The sequence below is a fragment of the Micromonospora sp. HB375 genome (assembly GCF_017872985.1).
Taxonomy (GTDB): domain Bacteria; phylum Actinomycetota; class Actinomycetes; order Mycobacteriales; family Micromonosporaceae; genus Micromonospora; species Micromonospora chalcea.
Window position 1 is genome coordinate 2715001 of the sequence record NZ_JAGGJO010000001.1, and the last position, 19815, is coordinate 2734815.

The 19815-nt window shown below is 74.2% G+C and carries 15 protein-coding genes and 2 rRNA genes (1 of these 17 only partly in view); 15 read left to right on the top strand and 2 right to left on the bottom strand.

What is annotated here, in order from left to right; all coding sequences use genetic code 11:
• Together J3R08_RS12645 and rrf are read left to right on the top strand one after the other, a co-directional pair.
• Positions 1-1622: ribosomal RNA gene (locus J3R08_RS12645) — 23S ribosomal RNA — on the top strand; it begins 1487 nt to the left of the window's first position.
• Positions 1623-1700: 78 nt separating this feature from the next.
• Positions 1701-1817 (top strand): 5S ribosomal RNA (gene rrf, locus J3R08_RS12650).
• Between the two features lie 94 nt (positions 1818-1911).
• Here rrf and J3R08_RS12655 read toward each other — a convergent pair.
• Positions 1912-3597: a hypothetical protein gene (locus J3R08_RS12655; protein ID WP_209961210.1), complete on the bottom strand. Its 1686-nt coding sequence runs from the start codon at positions 3595-3597 to the stop codon at positions 1912-1914.
• Between J3R08_RS12655 and J3R08_RS32025 the strand changes: the two genes are divergently transcribed.
• Positions 3598-4617 carry a Replicase polyprotein 1ab gene (locus J3R08_RS32025; protein ID WP_245255242.1) on the top strand — a complete coding sequence of 340 codons (1020 nt, stop codon included), beginning with the start codon at positions 3598-3600 and terminating at the stop codon, positions 4615-4617.
• A 71-nt stretch (positions 4618-4688) separates the two neighbouring features.
• Entirely contained in the window at positions 4689-5684 is a 996-nt protein-coding gene (locus J3R08_RS12665) for an HAD-IIA family hydrolase (protein WP_187693771.1), read from the top strand.
• Positions 5685-5726: 42 nt separating this feature from the next.
• On the opposite strand, the gene J3R08_RS12670 is transcribed toward J3R08_RS12665, so the two are convergent.
• On the bottom strand, positions 5727-6062 hold the full coding sequence (locus J3R08_RS12670; protein WP_043324901.1) for an SCP2 sterol-binding domain-containing protein: 336 nt from the start codon (positions 6060-6062) through the stop codon (positions 5727-5729).
• 112 nt (positions 6063-6174) lie between these two features.
• Between J3R08_RS12670 and J3R08_RS12675 the strand changes: the two genes are divergently transcribed.
• The 11 genes from J3R08_RS12675 to J3R08_RS12725 all read left to right on the top strand — a co-directional run bounded on the left by J3R08_RS12675 (position 6175) and on the right by J3R08_RS12725 (position 19523).
• The gene (locus J3R08_RS12675; protein WP_187693769.1) at positions 6175-6753 is read left to right on the top strand and encodes a phasin family protein; all 579 of its coding nucleotides are present in this window, start codon (positions 6175-6177) and stop codon (positions 6751-6753) included.
• On the top strand, positions 6750-6977 hold the full coding sequence (locus tag J3R08_RS12680; RefSeq protein WP_030502668.1) for a hypothetical protein: 228 nt from the start codon (positions 6750-6752) through the stop codon (positions 6975-6977). Before J3R08_RS12675 ends, J3R08_RS12680 begins: the two co-directional genes overlap by 4 nt.
• Before the next feature lie 21 nt (positions 6978-6998).
• Positions 6999-7847, top strand: a complete 849-nt coding sequence (locus J3R08_RS12685) for a TlyA family RNA methyltransferase (protein ID WP_104115246.1) — start codon at positions 6999-7001, stop codon at positions 7845-7847.
• Positions 7844-8728 (top strand): NAD kinase, encoded by an 885-nt coding sequence (locus tag J3R08_RS12690; protein ID WP_073831635.1) that lies wholly within the window; start codon positions 7844-7846, stop codon positions 8726-8728. Before J3R08_RS12685 ends, J3R08_RS12690 begins: the two co-directional genes overlap by 4 nt.
• Positions 8729-9329: 601 nt before the next feature.
• Entirely contained in the window at positions 9330-11087 is a 1758-nt protein-coding gene (gene recN, locus J3R08_RS12695; RefSeq protein WP_069089174.1) for a DNA repair protein RecN, read from the top strand.
• A 118-nt stretch (positions 11088-11205) separates the two neighbouring features.
• Entirely contained in the window at positions 11206-12384 is a 1179-nt protein-coding gene (gene steA / locus J3R08_RS12700; protein WP_030502674.1) for a putative cytokinetic ring protein SteA, read from the top strand.
• Between the two features lie 28 nt (positions 12385-12412).
• The gene (locus J3R08_RS12705) at positions 12413-13351 is read left to right on the top strand and encodes a copper transporter (protein ID WP_069089175.1); all 939 of its coding nucleotides are present in this window, start codon (positions 12413-12415) and stop codon (positions 13349-13351) included.
• 59 nt (positions 13352-13410) lie between these two features.
• The gene (locus J3R08_RS12710) at positions 13411-14274 is read left to right on the top strand and encodes a hypothetical protein (RefSeq protein ID WP_209961212.1); all 864 of its coding nucleotides are present in this window, start codon (positions 13411-13413) and stop codon (positions 14272-14274) included.
• 1 nt (position 14275) lies between these two features.
• Positions 14276-15973, top strand: a complete 1698-nt coding sequence (murJ, locus tag J3R08_RS12715) for a murein biosynthesis integral membrane protein MurJ (protein ID WP_209961214.1) — start codon at positions 14276-14278, stop codon at positions 15971-15973.
• Positions 15970-17103 carry a glycosyltransferase family 4 protein gene (locus J3R08_RS12720; RefSeq protein WP_113974875.1) on the top strand — a complete coding sequence of 378 codons (1134 nt, stop codon included), beginning with the start codon at positions 15970-15972 and terminating at the stop codon, positions 17101-17103. The genes murJ and J3R08_RS12720 overlap by 4 nt, the downstream gene beginning before the upstream one ends.
• Positions 17103-19523, top strand: a complete 2421-nt coding sequence (locus tag J3R08_RS12725) for a hypothetical protein (protein ID WP_209961216.1) — start codon at positions 17103-17105, stop codon at positions 19521-19523. Before J3R08_RS12720 ends, J3R08_RS12725 begins: the two co-directional genes overlap by 1 nt.
• Positions 19524-19815: the final 292 nt, after the last annotated feature.

The window sequence follows — 19815 nt, forward strand, 5'->3', positions numbered from 1 at the left end:
GTAGTCGATGGACAACGGGTTGATATTCCCGTACCCGCGAAAGAGCGACCCTGACGAACCTCGTTGTGCTAACCACCCAAACCGGCCAAGACCTTCGGGTTGAGGTTGGGGAGCGTGGGAACCTGGCGGGTAGTAGTCAAGCGATGGGGTGACGCAGGAAGGTAGCTGAGCCCGGCCGGTGGTTGTGCCGGGGTAAGCGTGTAGGCCGTGTCGTAGGCAAATCCGCGACACATGGGGCTGAGACGTGATGCCGAGCCGATTCAGGTGAAGTCAGTGATCCTATGCTGCCGAGAAAAGCCTCTAGCGAGTTCTTAGCGGCCCGTACCCCAAACCGACACAGGTGGTCAGGTAGAGAATACCGAGGCGATCGGGCGAACTGTGGTTAAGGAACTCGGCAAATTGCCCCCGTAACTTAGGGAGAAGGGGGGCCGGAGACGTGAAGCCCCGCGCGGGTGGAGCGTTGTATGGCCGCAGAGAGCAGGGGGAAGCGACTGTTTACTAAAAACACAGGTCCATGCGAAGAAGTAATTCGATGTATATGGACTGACGCCTGCCCGGTGCTGGAACGTTAAGGGGACCTGTTAGCTCTTCGGGGCGAAGCGGAGAACTTAAGCGCCAGTAAACGGCGGTGGTAACTATAACCATCCTAAGGTAGCGAAATTCCTTGTCGGGTAAGTTCCGACCTGCACGAATGGCGTAACGACTTCCCCACTGTCTCAACCACAGGCCCGGCGAAATTGCAGTACGAGTAAAGATGCTCGTTACGCGCGGCAGGACGGAAAGACCCCGGGACCTTTACTATAGCTTGACATTGGTATCTGAATTAGCTTGTGTAGGATAGGTGGGAGCCGGTGAAGCCTATACGCCAGTATGGGTGGAGGCAATCTTGAAATACCACTCTGGTTGATTTGGGTATCTAACTTCGGACCGTTATCCGGTTCAGGGACAGTGTCTGGTGGGTAGTTTAACTGGGGCGGTTGCCTCCTAAAGGGTAACGGAGGCGCCCAAAGGTTCCCTCAGCCTGGTTGGCAATCAGGTGTTGAGTGCAAGTGCACAAGGGAGCTTGACTGTGAGACTGACAGGTCGAGCAGGGACGAAAGTCGGGACTAGTGATCCGGCACTGGCATGTGGAAGCGGTGTCGCTCAACGGATAAAAGGTACCCCGGGGATAACAGGCTGATCTTCCCCAAGAGTCCATATCGACGGGATGGTTTGGCACCTCGATGTCGGCTCGTCGCATCCTGGGGCTGTAGCAGGTCCCAAGGGTTGGGCTGTTCGCCCATTAAAGCGGTACGCGAGCTGGGTTTAGAACGTCGTGAGACAGTTCGGTCCCTATCCGCCGTGCGCGTAGGATACTTGAGAAGGGCTGTCCCTAGTACGAGAGGACCGGGACGGACGAACCTCTGGTGTGCCAGTTGTCCCGCCAGGGGCACGGCTGGTTAGCTACGTTCGGAAGGGATAACCGCTGAAAGCATCTAAGCGGGAAGCTCGCTTCAAGATGAGGTATCCCACCCACTTTGTGGGGTAAGGCCCCCAGCTAGACGACTGGGTTGATAGGCCGGAAATGTAAGCCCGGTAACGGGTTCAGTTGACCGGTACTAATAGGCCGAGGACTTGACTACCAAGCTGCTACGCGTCCACTGTGCAACTCTGAACAAACCACCACCCACAGGTTGGGTTGGTTGACATGTTCATAGAGTTACGGCGGTCATGGCGGAGGGGAAACGCCCGGTCACATTCCGAACCCGGAAGCTAAGCCCTCCAGCGCCGATGGTACTGCACTCGGGAGGGTGTGGGAGAGTAGGACACCGCCGGACAATCTTCCAGTCGAGGGCCGCCCCAGCAGGGGCGGCCCTCGACTGCGTTAGCGTTCTCGGCGGAAACGCCATCAGGAAGGATGTACCTGTGAGCTCAGGACCCCAGGGCGGGGACCGCCCCCGTCGTTACGAGGATCGCGCCGACCGTGGCCAGGGGCGTGGTGACGCCGGCCGCGACGGCCGTCGCGATGACCGTCCCTCGTACCGGGGTGGCCGCGACGACCGCCCGGGCGGCTTCCGCGGTGGTGACCGTGACAGTGGCGCCCGTGGCGGCGATCGTCGCGAGGGTGGCTTCCGCGGTGGTGACCGCCGTGAGGGCGGCTTCCGTGGTGGTGACCGCCGTGAAGGTGGCTTCCGTGGTGGTGACCGCCGCGAGGGCGGCTTCCGCAGTGGCGATCGCGAGGGCGGCTTCCGCGGTGGCGACCGTCGTGAAGGCGGGTTCGGCGGTGGTGAGCGTCGCGAGGGCGGTTTCCGTGGTGGCGACCGTGAGGGTGGCTTCCGGAGCGGAAGCCGTCCGGGCGGCGACCGTCGCGAAGGCGGGTTCCGGGGCGGCGACCGTGACAGTGGCGCCCGTGGCGGCGACCGCCGTGAGGGTGGCTTCCGTGGTGGTGACCGCCGTGAGGGTGGCTTCCGCAGTGGCGATCGCGAGGGCGGCTTCCGCGGTGGCGACCGCCGTGAAGGTGGTGCCCGTGACGGCGGCTACCGGGGCGGTGAGCGTCGCGAGGGCGGCTTCCGGGGCGGTGACCGCCGTGAGGCCGGCACCCGCGACGGCGGCTACCGCGGCGGTGACCGTCGTGAGGGTGGCTTCGCCGGCGGTGGCCGTCGGGAAGGCGGTTTCCGCGGTGGTGACCGTCGTGAAGGCGGCTTCCGGGGCGGCGACCGTGACGGCGGCTTCCGTGGCGGAGAGCGTCGTGAGGGTGGCTTCGCCGGCGGTGACCGTCGGGAAGGCGGTTTCCGCGGTGGTGAGCGTCGTGAGGGTGGCTTCCGCGGTGGCGACCGCGAGGGCGGCTTCCGCGGTGGTGACCGTCGTGAGGGTGGCTTCCGGAGCGGTGACCGTGACGGCGGCTTCCGCGGCGGAGAGCGCCGTGAGGGTGGCTTCCGGGGCGGTGACCGTGACGGCGGCTTCCGCGGCGGAGAGCGTCGTGAGGGTGGTTTCCGCGGTGGCGACCGTGAGGGCGGTTTCCGGGGCGGCGAGCGTCGTGAAGGCGGCTTCCGCGGTGGTGAGCGCCGTGAGGGCGGTTTCCGTGGTGGAGACCGTGAGGGTGGCTTCCGTGGTGGTGACCGTCGTGAGGGCGGCGAGCGTCGTGAGGGCGGTTTCCGTGGTGGAGACCGTGAGGGTGGCTTCCGTGGTGGTGACCGTCGTGAGGGCGGCGAGCGTCGTGAGGGCGGTTTCCGCGGTGGCGACCGCCGCGAAGGCGGCCACCAGGGTGGCGACCGTCGGGAGAGCTACGCCGGCGGCGAGCGCCGCGAGGGCGGTTTCCGCGGTGGTGAGCGCCGTGAGGGTGGCTTCCGCCGCGACGACCGGCGTGACGACCGTCGGCCGGGCGGCTTCCGGGGCGAGCGGGACGGTGAGCGCCGTGGCTACGGTGACCGGCCGGGCGGCGACGACCGCCGTGGCAACTTCGGTCCGCAGCGGGAGCGCCGGGACGAGCGCGGCGAAGGGCGTACCGGTGAGGCGCCGGAGTTGCCGGACGAGGTCGTCGCGAGCGACCTCGACTCGGCCGTCCGGGCGGAACTGCTCTCCCTCGCCAAGCCGGTTGCGGAGACGGTTGCCCGGCACCTGGTCGCGACCGGGCTGCTGATCGACGAGGACCCGACGCTGGCGCTGGCGCACGCCATGGCGGCCCGCCGGCTCGCGTCGCGGATCGCCGCCGTGCGGGAGGCCGTCGGACTGGCCGCGTACCACGCCGGTGAGTGGCAGACGGCCATCGCCGAGCTGCGGACGTACCACCGGATGAGCGGTCTGCAGAGCCACCTGGCCGTGCTGGCCGACTGCGAGCGGGCGCTGGGCCGGCCGGAGCGGGCGATCGACCTGTTCCGCGGCGCCGACCGGGACAAGCTCGACCAGGCCGTCGCGATCGAACTGCTCATCGTGGCCGCCGGCGCGCGCGGCGACCTCGGGCAGAAGGACGCGGCCGTGGCGATGCTGCAGGTCCGCGAACTGACCGGCGACTCGACCGAGCCGTGGGCGGCGCGACTGCGTTACGCGTACGCGGACGCGCTGCTGGCGGTGGACCGGCGCGAGGAGGCGCGGGAGTGGTTCTCCCGGGCCGCCGACGTCGACTCCGAGGGGGAGACCGACGCCGCCGAGCGGCTGCTGGAGCTGGACGGCGTGGTCATCGAGGGCGACGACGAGCCCGAGGACGACGCGGACACGTCCGAGGCGTCGGCCGACGACGATGACGATGACGATGACGATGACGACGACGACGATGATGACGATGACGACGACCGTGAGGACGATGACGACGACCGCGAGGACGACGCGCGGCTGAGCGACGACGTCGTGTCGGGCACCGGCGGCGACGCGGCACGGGCCGGCTACCAGGACCGTGACGCGGGCGACCTGACCGACGACGAGCTGACCGACGCCGAGGCCGGCTCGCTCGCCACCGGCGCCCCGACCGCCGCCACGACGTCCGAGGACACCGCCACGTCGACCGCGGACACCGCCACGCCGGGCAGCACCGTCGCGGCTGCGGACGCCACCGACGTCACCCCGGCCGACAAGGCCGACGCCGACCGGCCCGCACCGGGCGACGCCGCGTCCGGCGAGGGCGAGGCGGCGGAGCGCCGGTGACCGGGTACGGCGGGGACACCGCTACCGGCGCGGACCAGGGGCGACCCGTCCGCGCCGGAGCGGCCGGCCGGCTGGTCGACGCGTACTCGCTTGTCGTCTTCGACCTGGACGGCGTCATCTACCTGATCGACCGGCCCATCCCGGGCGCGGTCGAGGCGGTCGGCCGGCTGCACGCCGAGGGGCGCGCCGTCGCGTACGCGACGAACAACGCCTCCCGGCGCTCCAGCGAGGTCGCCGACCTGCTCACCGGCATGGGCGTCCCGGCGCAGCCGGCGGAGGTGCTCACCTCCGCGGCGGCCACCGCCGAGCTGCTCCGGGACCGGCTGCCCGAGGGGGCGCCGGTGCTCGTGGTCGGCGCGGAGGCGCTGCGGGCCGAGCTGCGCGCGGTCGGCCTGCGGCCGGTGTCCACCGTCGACGAGGAGCCCGCCGCCGTGGCCCAGGGCTACGGCCCGCAGGTCGGCTGGTCCGACCTGGCCGAGGCGTCCCTGGCGGTACGCGCGGGCGCGCCCTGGTACGCCACGAACACCGACCGCACCCTGCCCAGCCCGCGCGGCCCGCTGCCGGGCAACGGCTCGCTGGTCGCGGTGCTGCGTACCGCGCTGGGCCGCGACCCCGACGTGGTGGTGGGCAAGCCGGAGCCGGCGCTGTTCACCACCGCCGCGCGCCGGGCCGGGGCCGGGCGCACGCTCGTGGTGGGGGACCGGCTGGACACCGACATCGAGGGCGCCCGCCGGGCCGGGCTGGACAGCCTGCTGGTGCTCACCGGGGTCAGCGACGCCGCCGAGCTGCTGGCGGCGCCCGAGGAGCGCCGCCCCGCGTACGTCTCGTTCGATCTGGCGGGGCTCTTCGACCCGGACGCGGTGGTGGCGGTGCCGGGCCGGGCGACCGCCGGCGGCTGGTCGGTGGCGGAAGCCGGCGCGGACCTCGTGCTCGACGGCGCGGGACCGCCGCTGGAGGCGCTCGCCGCGCTCTGCGCGGTGGCCTGGTCGACGTCGGCCGGGCCGCGCGTGCGGGCGCAGTCCCCGGCGGCGGCGGAGGCGCTCGCCGCGTTCGGCCTCGACGGCTGAGCGGCGAAGCGCCCCGACGGCGGCGCGGTCGCGGTGGACCGGCTAGAGCAGCTTGCGGAGCTTCATCAGGTCGAACGGGTTCGCCTTGATCGAGACGCGCCGGGACGCGACCGCCGACATCACGTCGAGCCGGCCGTTCACCAGCGCGACCAGGTCGTCACTGCCGGTGCTCAGCGCGATCTTCGCCTTCGGGTCGTCGCCGTCGGCCAGGTCGACCAGCCGCCCGCCCTCCAGCCGCCCGTGGAACGCGGTGCCGAGATCGGTGATCCGGCAGGCCAGCGTGCGGTCCAGGTCGATGCGTCCCTGCGCCTCGGCGTTGCGGTCCAGCCGCGCGGCCAGGTCCTGCAACGCCTGCCGGCACTCGTCCACGCTGGCCACATCGTCTCCTCACCACGAACCACGCCGTTTCCCGGCACCGTACCGCAATGGGGCGTCCGGGGTGCCCGGTAGCGTGGCACCTGCACACCTCGCCCCGCGGAAGGACTCAGGCATGCAGGACGCGTGGCGCGCCTACCTCGAGCTGGCCATGGGCCTGACGGAGGCGCCCCGGAAGAAGGCACAGGACGCGGTCATGCGCGTCGTCGGCCAGGGTGGCGCGACCGCCGCCCAGATCCAGACGCTCGCCGAGGAGCTGGTGGCCACCGGCCTGGCGAACCGGGAGTCGCTGACCAAGCTGGTCCGCTTCGAGGTGGACCGGGCGCTGGGCGCGGTCGGGCTGGCCACCGCCGACGAGGTCGCCGAGCTGACCCGCCGGGTGCACGACCTGGAGCGGCAGCTACGCGAGGCGCGCGGCAACCTCGGGCCCGGCGAGACGCCGCCCGCCGGATCGTCCGAGCCCGCCGCCGCACCGGCCGGGACCGCCACCGCGCCGTCCGGCGCGACCCCGCCGCCGACCGCCGAGTCCGCGGCAACGGCGCCGACGAAGGCGGTGGCGAAGAAGACGGTGGCCAAGAAGGCGATCGCGAAGAAGCCGCCCGCCACCATGGCCCGTACCCCCGCCGACGGCTCGCCCGCCGCGCCCGCCCGGCCGGCGAGGAAGGCCACCGGCCGCCGGGCGGCCGGCTCGTGACCGCGCCGCGGCCCGGTCCGCCGCCGGGCCCGCGGCCCGGACCACCCCCGGGGGTACGCCCCGCGCCGGCCGAGGAGGTCGGCGAGGCGCGGCATCCGGCGGTGGACGCCGCGGTGCTCGGCATGGCCAACGCCGAGGCGCTCGCCCCGGCCGACCAGATCGCCCAGTACGAGGCGGCGTACGAGACGCTGCGCGAGACCCTCGCCACCATCGACCAGGCCTGAGCAGAGGCGGAGACACACCTGATGGCTCGTCGTACCCGGCTGGACGCCGAACTGGTCCGGCGCGGGCTGGCCCGCTCCCGGGAACAGGCCGCCGCGCTCGTGGAGGCCGGTCGCGTCCAGCTGCGCGGAGTGCGGGCACGCAAGCCCGCGGCGATGGTCGACCCGGCCGATCCGCTGCTGGTGACCGGAGAGGACCCGGCCGACGAGTACGTCTCCCGGGGCGGCCACAAACTGGCCGGCGCGCTCGCCGCGTTCGCCCCCGGCGGGCTGACCGTCACCGGCCGGCGCTGCCTGGACGCGGGCGCGTCGACGGGCGGGTTCACCGACGTGCTGCTGCGCGGCGGCGCGGCCGAGGTGGTCGCCGTGGACGTCGGCTACGGGCAGCTCGCCTGGTCGCTGCGCACCGACGAGCGGGTGCGGGTGTTCGAGCGTACGAACGTGCGTACGCTCACGCCGGAGGCGATCGGCGGTCCGGTCGACCTGACGGTGGCCGACCTGTCGTTCATCTCGCTGCGTCTGGTGCTGCCGGCGCTGGCCGCGTGCACCGGCCCCGGCGGCGACCTGGCGCTGATGGTCAAGCCGCAGTTCGAGGTCGGCAAGGAGCGCGTCGGCGCCGGCGGCGTGGTCCGCGATCCGGCGCTGCGCGCCGAGGCGGTGCTCGACGTGGCCGCCGCGGCCGCCGGGCTCGGCCTCGGCCTCGCCGGAGTGGCGGCCAGCCCGCTGCCCGGGCCGAGCGGCAACGTCGAGTTCTTCGTATGGTTGCGCGGGGACGCGCCCGCCGCGGACCCGGAGCGGGTCCGCGCGGTGGTGGCCGCCGGCCCGCAGGGCGCCGCCACCACGGCGGCCACGACCGAGGAGGTGTCCGGGTGAGCCGCACCGCGCTGCTGGTGACGCACACCGGCCGTCGACGCAGCACCGAGCACGCCCGGGCGGTGGCCGCCGACCTGATCGCCGCCGGTTTCGAGGTGCGGGTGGTGGCCGAGGAGGCCGACGACCTGGACCTGCCCGGTGTGGTGCCGGTGACCGGCCCGGAGGCGGCCGAGGGCGCCGAGATCGTCTTCGCGCTGGGCGGGGACGGCACGTTCCTGCGCGCGGCCGAGCTGGCCCGTCCGACGAAGGTCCCGTTGCTGGGCATCAACCTGGGCAAGGTCGGCTTCCTCGCCGAGGCGGAGATCGACGACCTGGACACCGCGGTACGTGACGTGGTCGAGCGTAACTACAGCGTGGACGAACGGCTCACGCTGGACGTCACCGCCGAGTTCGAGGGCGGGCCGACCATCGAGTCGTGGGCGCTGAACGAGATCAGCGTGGAGAAGGGCGAGCGCGCCCAGATGCTGGAGCTGCTCGTCGACGTGGACGGCCGGCCGCTGTCCCGGTACGGCTGCGACGGCGTGATCTGCGCGACCCCGACCGGCTCCACCGCGTACGCGTTCTCCGGCGGCGGGCCGGTGGTCTGGCCCGAGGTGGAGGCGCTGCTGCTGGTGCCGATCAGCGCGCACGCGCTGTTCAGCCGCCCGCTGGTGACCGCGCCGACGTCGACGTTCGTCATCACCGTCGACCCGTTCACCACCCTCGCGGTGCTCTGCTGCGACGGCCGGCGTGTCTACGACCTGCCGCCGGGCGCCCGGGTCACGGTGCGCCGGGGCACGTTGCCGGTGCGCATCGTGCGGTTGCGGGCGCGTCCGTTCACCGACCGGCTGGTGGCCAAGTTCGACCTGCCCGTCCAGGGCTGGCGGGGCAACCGTCGCTGACCGACGGATCAGCGGAAACCTCCGTTCGGACCACCGGTCCGGGCCGCCGCGCACGTTACGGTGGGCGTACGGGCCGCGATGAGGTGAGTCCGGGTGCGGCGGTGAGGCCCGCCGCTTCCGGATGCGTGGCCCGGATGTCGCGGGCTCGGCCAGGGGGTGGTCGGGGCCGCGACGGTCGGGACGCCGGAGTGTCGTAGCCGGCCGCGGCGGGCGGACCGGCGCGCCGCGCCCGATCGGGTGTCGACCCCGGTCGGGCGGACAGGTCGTGCAGCCGCCGCCGGAGGAAGCGGCGGCGCGCGAGCTGGGCGACGCGATCTCCGGCGTCCCGGCCCTCTACCGCGCTGCGCTCGTGTCCACCTGGCGACATGTCGCCGGTGCGGCGGCCATCAGGTCGGCCGGCCGCCGTGCACCAGTGGGCAGGTCGCGGTGCGACCGTCCACCACGGCCGGTCGGCGGCCCAGCCGCTGCGCGAACTCACCGGCCGGGGTCGTCTTCGCCCGCACCGGGCTGCGGTGGAGCTCCTCCTCGTCCGGGGTCGGGTGCCCGCGGCTCGACCTGCCGGCTGGTCAACTGTCACACGGCGGGGCTACTGTCGGGTGCTGTGCTGGAAGAGCTGCGCATCACCGGACTGGGCGTCATCGAGGACACCACGCTGCCGCTGGCCGCGGGGATGAACGTCATCACCGGCGAGACCGGCGCCGGCAAGACCATGGTGGTGACCGGCCTCGGCCTGCTCTTCGGCGGCCGCGCCGACGCCGGCCGGGTGCGCGCCCAGCCGGGCCGCGCCGTGGTGGAGGGCCGGCTGCGCCTCGGTGGGCGGGTGGCCGAGTCGGTGCACGCCCGCATCGTCGACGCCGGCGGTGAGCCCGACGAGGACGGCTCGCTGCTGCTCAGCCGCACCGTGACCATCGAGGGGCGTTCCCGCGCGCACCTGGGCGGGCGGGCCATGCCGGTGTCCACGCTCGGTGAGGTCGGCGAGCAGGTGCTGGCCGTGCACGGCCAGTCCGACCAGCTGCGGCTGCTGCGCCCGGCCGAGCAGCGGGCCTCGCTCGACCGGTTCGCCGGGCCCGAGCACGAGAAGCTGCTCGACGCGCTGCGCGAGACGTACGCCAGGTGGCGCACCGTCGTCGACGACCTGGCCGACCGGCGGCGCAACGCGCGCGAACGCAACCAGGAGGCCGACCTGCTGCGGCTGGGCCTGGACGAGATCACCCGGGTCGATCCGCAGCCGGGGGAGGACGACGAGCTGAAGGCGGAGGCGCAGCGGCTGGAGCACGCCGAGGGGCTGCGTACCGCCGCGCAGGTGGCGCAGCAGTGCGTGGCCGGCGGCGTCGAGGCGGCCGACGACGCGCCGGACGCGACGGCGCTGCTGGGCACCGCGCGGCGCACGCTGGAGGCGCAGGCCGGCACCGACCCGGCGCTGGGCGAGCTGGCGGCCCGGCTGGAGGAGGCCGCCACGCTGGTCACCGACGTGGCCGCGGAGCTGTCCACCTACCTGGCCGCGCTGGACGCCGACCCGGCCCGCCTGCAGACCGTCTACGAGCGGCGGGCCGCGTTGCGCGGGCTCACCCGCAAGTACGCCGACGACGTCGACGGCGTGGTGGCGTGGGCCGAGCGGGCCCGCACGCGGCTGTCCGATCTGGACACCTCCGACGAGCTGCTGGACGAGCTGGACCGCGAGGCCACCCGGCTCGCCGGTGAGGTGGCCGACCTCGCCGGCCGGGTGTCGGCGTCCCGGCGGGAGGCCGCGGTCCGCTTCGCCGAGGAGGTCACCGTCGAGCTGGCCGGGCTGGCCATGCCGCACGCCCGGATCGAGGTGGCGGTGCTGCCCCGTCCGGCGGGCCGGTCCGAGCCGAGCCTGCCGGTCAACGGCGTCGAGACCGGCGTCGGCGCGGACGGCGCCGACGAGGTGGAGCTGCGGCTGCTGGCCCACCCGGGCGCGCCGGCGCTGCCGTTGCAGAAGGGCGCCTCCGGCGGCGAGCTGTCCCGGGTGATGCTCGCCATCGAGGTGGTCTTCGCCGGTTCCGGCGGCCCGCCCACGCTGGTGTTCGACGAGGTCGACGCGGGTGTCGGCGGTCAGGCCGCGGTGGAGATCGGCCGCCGGCTGGCCCGGCTGGCCCGCAGTCATCAGGTGCTCGTGGTCACCCACCTGCCGCAGGTCGCCGCGTTCGCCGACCGGCACCTGGTGGTGGCCAAGGACACCGGGGGAGCGGTCACCACGAGCGGGGTGCGCGTGGTGGAGGACACCGAGCGCGCCCGGGAACTGGCCCGGATGCTCGCCGGTTTGCCGGACTCGGATCTGGGTATCGCCCATGCCGAGGAGCTCCTGGCCGTGGCGGCCAAGGAAAGGCGTCCGTGATACCCCGATTGTGAGCGCAAGCACACCGGCGCGGGTTCCGGTGTGCTTCCCTGGGTAGGCGGCCCTGCTCAGGCATGTCGCGACAGCAAAACCTGCCTCACATGCCAGGATGGTCACGATGCGTCTACCCATACTGCGCCGGAGCCGGAACCCGGAGCCGGGCTCCATCGTCGGCACCGCGCGCCTCGACCGCCGGACGAAACGGCTGGTCGGGCGGCTGCGCCCCGGCGACATCGCGGTCATCGACCACGTCGACCTGGACCGGGTGGCGGCCGACTCGCTCGTCGCGGTGGGTGTGGCGGCGGTGCTCAACGCCAAGCCGTCGGTCTCCGGCCGCTATCCCAACCTCGGCCCGGAGGTGCTGATCTCGGCCGGCATCCCGCTGCTGGACGATCTCGGCGAGAGCGTCTTCGAGCAGGTCCGCGAGGGTGACCGGGTCCGCATCGAGGGCAACACCGTGTTCGTCGGCGAGGAGCCGGTCGCGCACGGCACGTTGCAGGACGCCGAGACCGTGGCCAAGTCGATGGCCGACGCCCGGGAGGGCCTGTCGGTGCAGTTGGAGGCGTTCGCCGCCAACACGATGGACTACCTGCGGCAGGAACGTGACCTGCTGCTCGACGGCGTCGGCGTGCCGGAGATCCAGACCCAGATCCAGGGCCGGCACTGCCTGATCGTGGTGCGCGGCTACGACTACAAGGCCGACCTGGACGTGCTGCGCCCGTACATCCGGGAGTTCAAGCCGGTGCTGATCGGCGTCGACGGCGGGGCCGACGCGCTGGTCGAGGCGGGCTACACCCCGGACATGATCATCGGGGACATGGACTCGGTCACCGACGACGTGCTGCGCTGCGGCGCCGAGGTGATCGTGCACGCCTACCCGGACGGGCGGGCGCCCGGCCTGGCCCGGGTCAACGGGCTCGGCGTACCGGCGATCACGTTCCCGGCGGCGGCCACCAGCGAGGATCTCGCCATGCTGCTGGCCGACGAGAAGGGCGCGTCGCTGCTGGTGGCCGTCGGCACCCACGCCACCCTGGTGGAGTTCCTGGACAAGGGGCGCGGCGGCATGGCGTCGACGTTCCTGACCCGGCTGAAGGTGGGCGGCAAGCTGGTCGACGCCAAGGGCGTCAGCCGGCTCTACCGGCAGAGCATCTCCGGTTCGTCGCTGCTGTTGCTGGTCCTGTCGGCGGTGGCCGCGATGGCCTCCGCGGTGGCGGTCTCCACCGTCGGGAAGGCGTATTTGGGCGTGGTCTCCGAATGGTGGGACAATTTCGTGTTCCAGCTCGGCCAGCTCTTCTAGCTCCCCCGACGATCAAGAGGCTGCAAGCGTGATCAACTTTCGCTACCACGTGGTGTCCCTGACCGCGGTGTTCCTGGCGCTGGCGATCGGCCTGGTGGTCGGCACGGCCGCCCTCAACGGGCCGGTCGCCGACTCGCTCCGGGAGAACGTCAACGGCCTGCGCAAGGACAACTCGCTGATGCGCCAGTCGGTCAACAGCATGCAGAAGCAGCTGGAGACCGAGGAGGACTTCGCCGCCGAGGTGGCCCAGCTCGTCCTGCCCGGCAAGCTGACCGGTCGCCGGGTGCTGGTGCTCACCCTGCCCAGCGGCCGCGACCAGGCCGAGGGCGTGGTGAAGATGCTGCAGACCGCCGGCGCGGACGTCACCGGCCGCATCGACGTGCAGGACAAGTTCGTCAACCCGGACAGCAACAACAACCTGCTGGAACTGGCGGTCACCGCCCGGCCGAACACGTCCCCCGCCATCAACCTGCCCGGCAACGGGCACGGCGTGGAGACCTCGAGCGCGCTGCTGGCGAACGTCCTGGTCGACCGTCCCGCGGGCACCCCGGCGGCCAGCGAGACCGACCGGCGCACGGTGCTGGAGCAGTACGCCACCGCCGGCTACCTCACCCCGGCGGACAAGATCTCCACCGCCGCCGAGGCGGTCGTGATGGTCACCGGCCAGCCGTACGTGGACAAGGACTCGGCCAAGAAGGACGAGTCGGTGGTGAAGATCGCCGTGGAGTTCGACCGGGCCGGCGCGCTGGTGGTCGCCGGCATGGGCTCGACCGGCGGGAACCTGGTCTCCGTGGTCCGCGGCGACCCGGTGCTGTCGCAGACCATCTCCACCGTCGACAACGCCAACACCGTGCAGGGGCAGCTGGCCACCAGCCTCGCCCTGGCGCAGCAGCTCACCGAGAAGAAGACCGGCCAGTACGGCGTGGGCGACAACGCCGCCTCCCGGGTGCCTACACTGCCCCGGTGACCGCTCGGGCCGCCCGGTCCGTGCCGCGTCGCGTTCGAAGTCCGGATCGAGGAGGTCCCGTGAGACTGGGTCGGCTGCTCGCCGTGGGCGCGGGGGTGCTGGCCGCCCGCTACACGCTGCGCCAGACGCGCACGTCGCCGGGCGGGCCGGCGCTGGAACGCACCAACTACCGGGGCCGCACGGTGACCCTGGCCGCCGGTCCGGCCCTCGCCGTGGGCGCGGCGACCGGCGGCGCGCTGGGCGCCGGCAGCGCACCGGCCGGCGCCGCCGCGCTCGTCGCCGGACTCGGTGCGGGCGCTGTCGGCCTCTACGACGACGTGGTCGGCGCACGCCCCGAGCAGAAGGCCGCCAAGGGCTTCGCCGGGCACCTCGCCGCGCTGCGCGAGGGCCAGGTCACCGCCGGCATGGTGAAGGTCGCCGGGGTCGGTGTGGCCGGGCTCGCCGCCGCGGCGCTGCTCGCCGCCGACCGGCGGGTCGCCGCGCACCCGCGCCGCCGGCGCGCCGGGGCGGTCGGCCGCGGGCTCGACGTGCTGCTCGGCGCCGGCGTGGTGGCCGGCACCGCCAACCTGGTCAACCTGCTCGACCTGCGGCCCGGCCGGGCGCTGAAGTCCGGCATGCTGCTCGGCGTGCCGCTGACCACCGGCCCGCACGGCGGCATCGCGGCGGGCGCGGTGGGCGCGTCGGCCGCGCTGGTCGGGGACGACCTGGGCGAACGGGTGATGGTCGGGGACAGCGGCGCGAACGCGCTCGGTGCGCTGCTGGGCGTGAGCCTGGCCGCGCGTACCGGGCCGCTGGGCCGCGCCGGCGTGCTGGCCGTGCTCGCCGCGCTCACCGCCGCCAGCGAGAAGGTCAGCTTCACCCAGGTCATCGCGTCCACGCCGGGGCTGCGGCACCTCGACGAACTGGGCCGGCTGCCCGACTGACGTGACGAAACCGGCACCTCTCGCCGCCGCCGGCCGCGTCGCCGGGGCGGCCGCCCTCATCGCCGTGCTCACCGTGGTCAGCCGGCTCGCCGGCTTCGGCCGCACCGCCGTGTTCACCTGGACGCTGTCCACCAGCGACCTCGGTGGCGCCTACCTGGTGGCCAACTACGTCCCGAACTTCATCTTCGAGATCGTCGCGGGCGGGGCGCTGGCCAGTCTCGTCGTACCGTTGCTGGCCGGCGCGGTCGAGGCCGGTGACCGGCGTGCGGTGGCCGCCACCACCGGCGCGCTGCTGACCTGGACGCTCAGCCTGCTGGTCCCGCTGGCGGTGCTGCTGGCGGTGTTCGCCGACCCGCTGCCCGGCCTGATCGGAAACGGTCTCAGCGAGGCGCAGCAGGCCTCCGGGGCGCGGATGCTGCGGGTCTTCGCACCGCAGTTGCCGCTGTACGGCGTGGGCATCGTGCTGACCGGCGTGCTCCAGGCGCACCGCCGGTTCGCCTGGCCGGTGATCGCGCCGCTGCTGTCCAGCGTCACGGTCATCGCCGTCTACCTCGGGTTCACCGCCGCCGAGGGGCGGCAGGCCACGATCGGGGAGGCCGGACGCGGCGGCGAGCTGCTGCTGTCCGCCGGCACCACGCTCGGCGTGGTGGTGCTCTCGCTGTCGCTGCTGATCCCGCTGCGCCGGCTGAAGCTCCGGATCCGGCCGGGCTACCGGTTCCCGGCCGACGCCCGGGCCCGGGTCGGCGGCCTGGCCGTCGCCGGGGTGGTCACCGTCGCCGCCCAGCAGATCGCCCTGGTGGTAGCGCTCAACCAGGTCACCTACGGCCGGACCGCCGACGTCGGCGTCTACAACCTCGCCCAGACCGTCTACTTCCTGCCCTGGGCGGTGCTGGCGGTTCCGCTGGCGGTGGCCGCGTACCCGACGCTCGTCGCGGCCCGGGCCACCGGCGACGAGCGCGCCTACCGGGACACGCTCGCCCCGGCGGTACGCGGAGTGGTGCTGTTCAGCCTGCTCGGCGCCGCCGCGCTCGTCGGCACCGCGATCCCGGTCGGGCACTTCTTCTTCGCCGACCCGCTGGACGCGCGTACCGCCGCGGCCGGCATCGCCGGGTTCGCGCCCGGCCTGCTCGGCTACGGCCTGTTCGCGGTCCTCACCCGCGCCCTGTACGCCCGCGGCGAGACCCGCGCGGCCACCGTCGCGACCGCGCTCGGATGGCTCAGCGTGCCCGCGTTCGCCCTCCTGTTCGCCCAGGCGCTGCCGCTGGCCGACCGGGTCCTCGCGGTGACGCTGGCGACGTCGGCCGGCATGGTGCTGCTCGGCGCGCTGCTGATCGTCGCGGTCCGGCGTGCCGCCGGCGGCGGGGCGCTCGCCGGGATCGGCCGGGCCGGCGCCGCCGGACTGCTCGCCGCCGTGGTCGCCGGAGCGGGCGGGGCGGCCGTCGCGGCGGGACTCGCCGGGCTCGGTGACGGCACCCCGACGACACCGCAGGCCCTCGCGCAGGGCATGCTGTCCGGGGTCGTGGTCGGTGTCCTGTTCCTCGCCGTCGCCTGGCTGACCGACGCCCGCGACCTGCGGCCGCTGCTCGCGACCGTGACCCGCCGGCTGCGCCGGCGACGCCCGGCCGGCGGGGACGACGGCCCGCCGGCGCAGCAGCACCCCGGCGAGCGGGGCGACGGAAAGGAGACCGTTTCCTCATGACGGACGCCTCGCCCGCACCGCGCTGGCCCGGGTCGGTGGCCCTCGTGCTCGCCTCCAGTACCGGCGGGGTCGGGCAGCACGTGCGCTCGATCGCCGGGGGACTCACCGAGGCCGGAGCGTCGGTGCTGGTGTGCGGACCGGCCGCCACCGAGGAGCAGTTCGGCTTCACCGGCGTCGGCGCCCGGTTCACCCCGGTGGAGATCCCGGCCAGCCCCACGCCGGGCGACGCGCGCGCGGTCACCGCGCTGCGCCGGGCGCTCGCGGACACACCCGTCGACGTGGTGCACGCGCACGGGCTGCGCGCCGGCCTGGTCGCGGCGCTCGCCCGCCCCACCGCGCCGCTCGTCGTCACCTGGCACAACGCGGTCCTCGCGAAAGGGCTGCGCGGCGCGGCGTCCCGGCTGGTCGAGCGGATCGTCGCCCGGTCCGTGCGGGTCGCGCTGGGCGCCTCCGCCGACCTGGTCGACCGCGCCGCCGCGCTGGGCGCCGCCGACGCGCGCCTGGCCCCGGTCGCCGCGCCCACGCTGCCGCCGCCGGGCCGCCGCCGCGCCGCCGTCCGCGCCGAGTTCGGCGTCACCGCCGACCGCCCGCTGATCCTCTCGGTGGGCCGGCTGCACCCGCAGAAGCGGTACGACGTGCTCATCGACGCCGCCGCCCGCTGGCGCACCCGTACCCCCGCCCCGGTCGTGGTGATCGCCGGCAGCGGACCCGCGTACCTGCCGCTGGCCGCCCGGATCTCGGCCGCCCGCGCGCCGGTGACGCTGCTCGGGCACCGCACCGACGTGGCGGACCTGCTGGCCGGCGCCGACCTCGCCGTGGTGACCAGCGACTGGGAGGCCCGGCAGCTGTTCGCCCAGGAGGCGCTGCGGGCCGGCGTACCGCTCGTCGCGACCGCCGTCGGCGGGCTGCCGGAGCTCGTCGGCGACGGGGCCGTGCTGGTGCCGCCCGGGGACGTGGACGCCGTCGACGCGGCGGTGCGCGAACTGCTCGACGACCCCGTACGCCGGGCCGAGGTGGGCCGGCGCGGCCTGGCCCGGGCCGCGACCTGGCCCACCGAGGCGGACACCGTGGCCGCGCTCGCCGACCTCTACGCCGAGCTGACACCGCAGCACTCCGCCGGGAACCGCTGATGCTGCGCCGACTGACCCCGGTCCTGCTCACCCTGGTCGTGGTGGCGCTGGGCATCACCGCGCTGGCCGCCCGGCCGGACCGCGGCGCGGACCGGCCCGGCGCCGACTTCGTGGTCCTCGTCGGCGCGGCCGGCCTGCGCTGGGACGACGTCGACCCGGAGAACACGCCGACGCTGTGGCGGATGGCCGAGCAGGGCGCGATCGGCTCCCTGTCGGTGCGGTCCGCGCACCGGCCCACCTGCCCCGTCGACGGCTGGCTCACCCTCGGCGCCGGGAACTTCGCCGCCTGGCCGGGCGCCCGTCCGGGCGGTGGCTGCCCGGCGGCCGGCGTGACTGTGGAACGGCCCGACGGCATCGGCGCGAACCTGCCCGACCAGCCCAGCGTCGTGGCGCACAACCAGGAACAGCTCGCCTGGGGCGCCAAGCCCGGCGCGCTGGCCGAGTCGGTGCGCTGCTCGGTGGCGGTCGGGCCGGGCGCCGCCGTGGCCGCCGCCCGTCCGTTCGGCCGGGTCGACAGGTACGCGCCAACGCTGCCCGAGAACCCGGCGGAACTGCTCGGCTCCTGCGTGCTGAGCATCGTCGACGCCGGCACCGTCGACGACGACGACCCGGCCGTACGGGCCGCCCAGGCGCGGCAGGCCGACGCCCGGCTGGCCCGGGTCCTCGCCGCCCGGCCGCCGCGCTCACTGGTGCTGGTCGCGGGCGTCTCCGACACCGACAACCCGGCGCGGCTGCACGTCGCGATCGCCGACGGCCCCGGCTGGACGGGCGGCTGGCTGACCTCGCCGAGCACCGCCCGGTCCGGCTACCTGCAACTGGTCGACCTGGCCCCGACCGTGCTCGCCGTACTCGACCGGCCGGCCCCGGAACGGGCCTTCGTCGGCCGTCCCGCGGTCACCGCCGACGACCGGCCCGACGACCTGCGGGCCGCGATCGAGGCGTCGGCCGACGCGGACCGGGAGGCCGCCGCCCAGCGGCGCGTCGCCGGCTGGTTCTTCACGCTGCTCGCCGCCGCCCAGCTGGCCCTCGCGGTGGCGGTGCTGCCGCTGCTACGCCGGGCCCGCCGCCTCGCCGGCCCGCACGGACCGGAACCGGTGTCCCGGCGCGTCGTCGCCGTGGTGGAGCTGCTGCTCATCGCCGCCGCGCTGGCCGTGCCCGCGGCGCTGCTGGCCGACGCCGTGCCCTGGTGGCGCGGCAGCCACGCCGGCGTGTGGTACGCCTCGGTGACCGCGCTGCTCGTCGTCGGCGGCACCGCCCTGGTCCGGTTCAGCCCCGGGCACGAGCGCACGCTCGGCCCGCTCGGCGCGGTCGCCGGGCTGGCCACGCTCGTGGTCGGCGTGGACGTGCTCACCGGCTCCCGGCTGCAGCTCAACGGCGTGGTCGGTTACTCCGCGCTGGAGGGCGGCCGGTACGCCGGGCTCGGCACCGTCGGGCTGGGCGTGTTCGTCGCCGGATCACTGCTGTGCGGCGGCTGGCTCGCCCAGCGGTTCCGCAAGGGCTGGCGGCCGATGGTGATGGTGGCCGTCGGCGGACTGGCAGTGGTGATCGTGGGCAGCCCGTACCTGGGCGCCGACTCGATCGGCGCGATCGCGCTCACCGCCGGCGTCAGCGTCGCCGCCGCCATCTGCACCGGCGGCTGGCTCACCGTGAGCCGGCTGGCCTGGGCCACCATGGCCGCGCTCGCGGTCACCATCGGCTTCGCCCTGGTCGACCTGGGCCGTCCCGCCGACGAGCGGGGAAGCCTGGGCCGGTTCCTGGCCGCGCTCGGCGACGGCACCGGGGGGCTCACCGTGCACCGCTCCGGCGACTCCAACATCCAGACGCTGGTGAACAGCCCGCTCACCGTGCTGGCCCTGGCCGGGGCGGCGCTGGTCTGGCTGGCGTTGCTGCAGCCGTGGGGCGGCCTGATGCGGCTGTTCGGCATCTACCCGGCGATCCGGGCGGCGATGGCCGGCACCGGCGTGGCCGTCGGGCTGGGCGGCGTGCTGGGCGGCTCGGCGCTGGACGTGGCCGGCGCGGCGGCGGCGCTCGTGGTGCCCATGGCGGCGCTGTCGGCGCTGCGGGTGCTCGACCACTCCACCGACCGTACGCTGCCCGACAGCGGCCGCCCTGGCGGCGAGACGGACGCGGTACCACCGGGCGGCCCGGACAGCCCTTCCCGAGGCGGCCCCGCTGGCGACGGCCCGCCTGACGGTGCTCCGTCGGCCGGTGACGGTGCTGGCGACGGTGCTGGTGATGGTGGGTCGGCGGGCGACGGTCCGGCCGGTGACGGTGTGGGCGATCCGGGGGAGGCCGGGGAGCCGGCCGGACCGGGTCCGCAGGGCCCGGCCGGCACGGAAACGCCGAACGCATCGCCCGGCGCCGGGGCGCGGGTCCCCGCACAGCCGACCCCGGCCTCCTCGGAGGTCCCCGCCGGCTGACCCGGCCCGCGCTGCCCCGCGGGCGTGCCGCCCCCCGCCGCGCCCTCGCCAGATCGGGGAGGTGGCGGGGTCAAGGCCCTGCGGAAGGCACCACATCGGCGGGGTGGTGTCGATCAAGGGCCCGGACGGGCACGGAAGAGCGCCGCACGAGGGCCGGCACGGGCCTCACGTGCGCCGACAGCGGGTGCGACGCCGGCTCACGGTCCGGATGGTGTTACCGTGGAATCCCGTGGATCGCGTGATCACTTGTCTGATCGGCACGGCGGTTCGCACGACCGCTACGGACGACACG

What these genes read in the sequence shown, in the direction of transcription:
- steA (WP_030502674.1), top strand. Translation starts at nt 11,206, where the DNA reads ATGCGTCTACCCATACTGCGCCGGAGCCGGAACCCGGAGCCGGGCTCC.
- J3R08_RS12675 (WP_187693769.1), top strand. Translation starts at nt 6,175, where the DNA reads ATGCAGGACGCGTGGCGCGCCTACCTCGAGCTGGCCATGGGCCTGACG.
- J3R08_RS12725 (WP_209961216.1), top strand. Translation starts at nt 17,103, where the DNA reads ATGCTGCGCCGACTGACCCCGGTCCTGCTCACCCTGGTCGTGGTGGCG.
- J3R08_RS12720 (WP_113974875.1), top strand. Translation starts at nt 15,970, where the DNA reads ATGACGGACGCCTCGCCCGCACCGCGCTGGCCCGGGTCGGTGGCCCTC.
- J3R08_RS12685 (WP_104115246.1), top strand. Translation starts at nt 6,999, where the DNA reads ATGGCTCGTCGTACCCGGCTGGACGCCGAACTGGTCCGGCGCGGGCTG.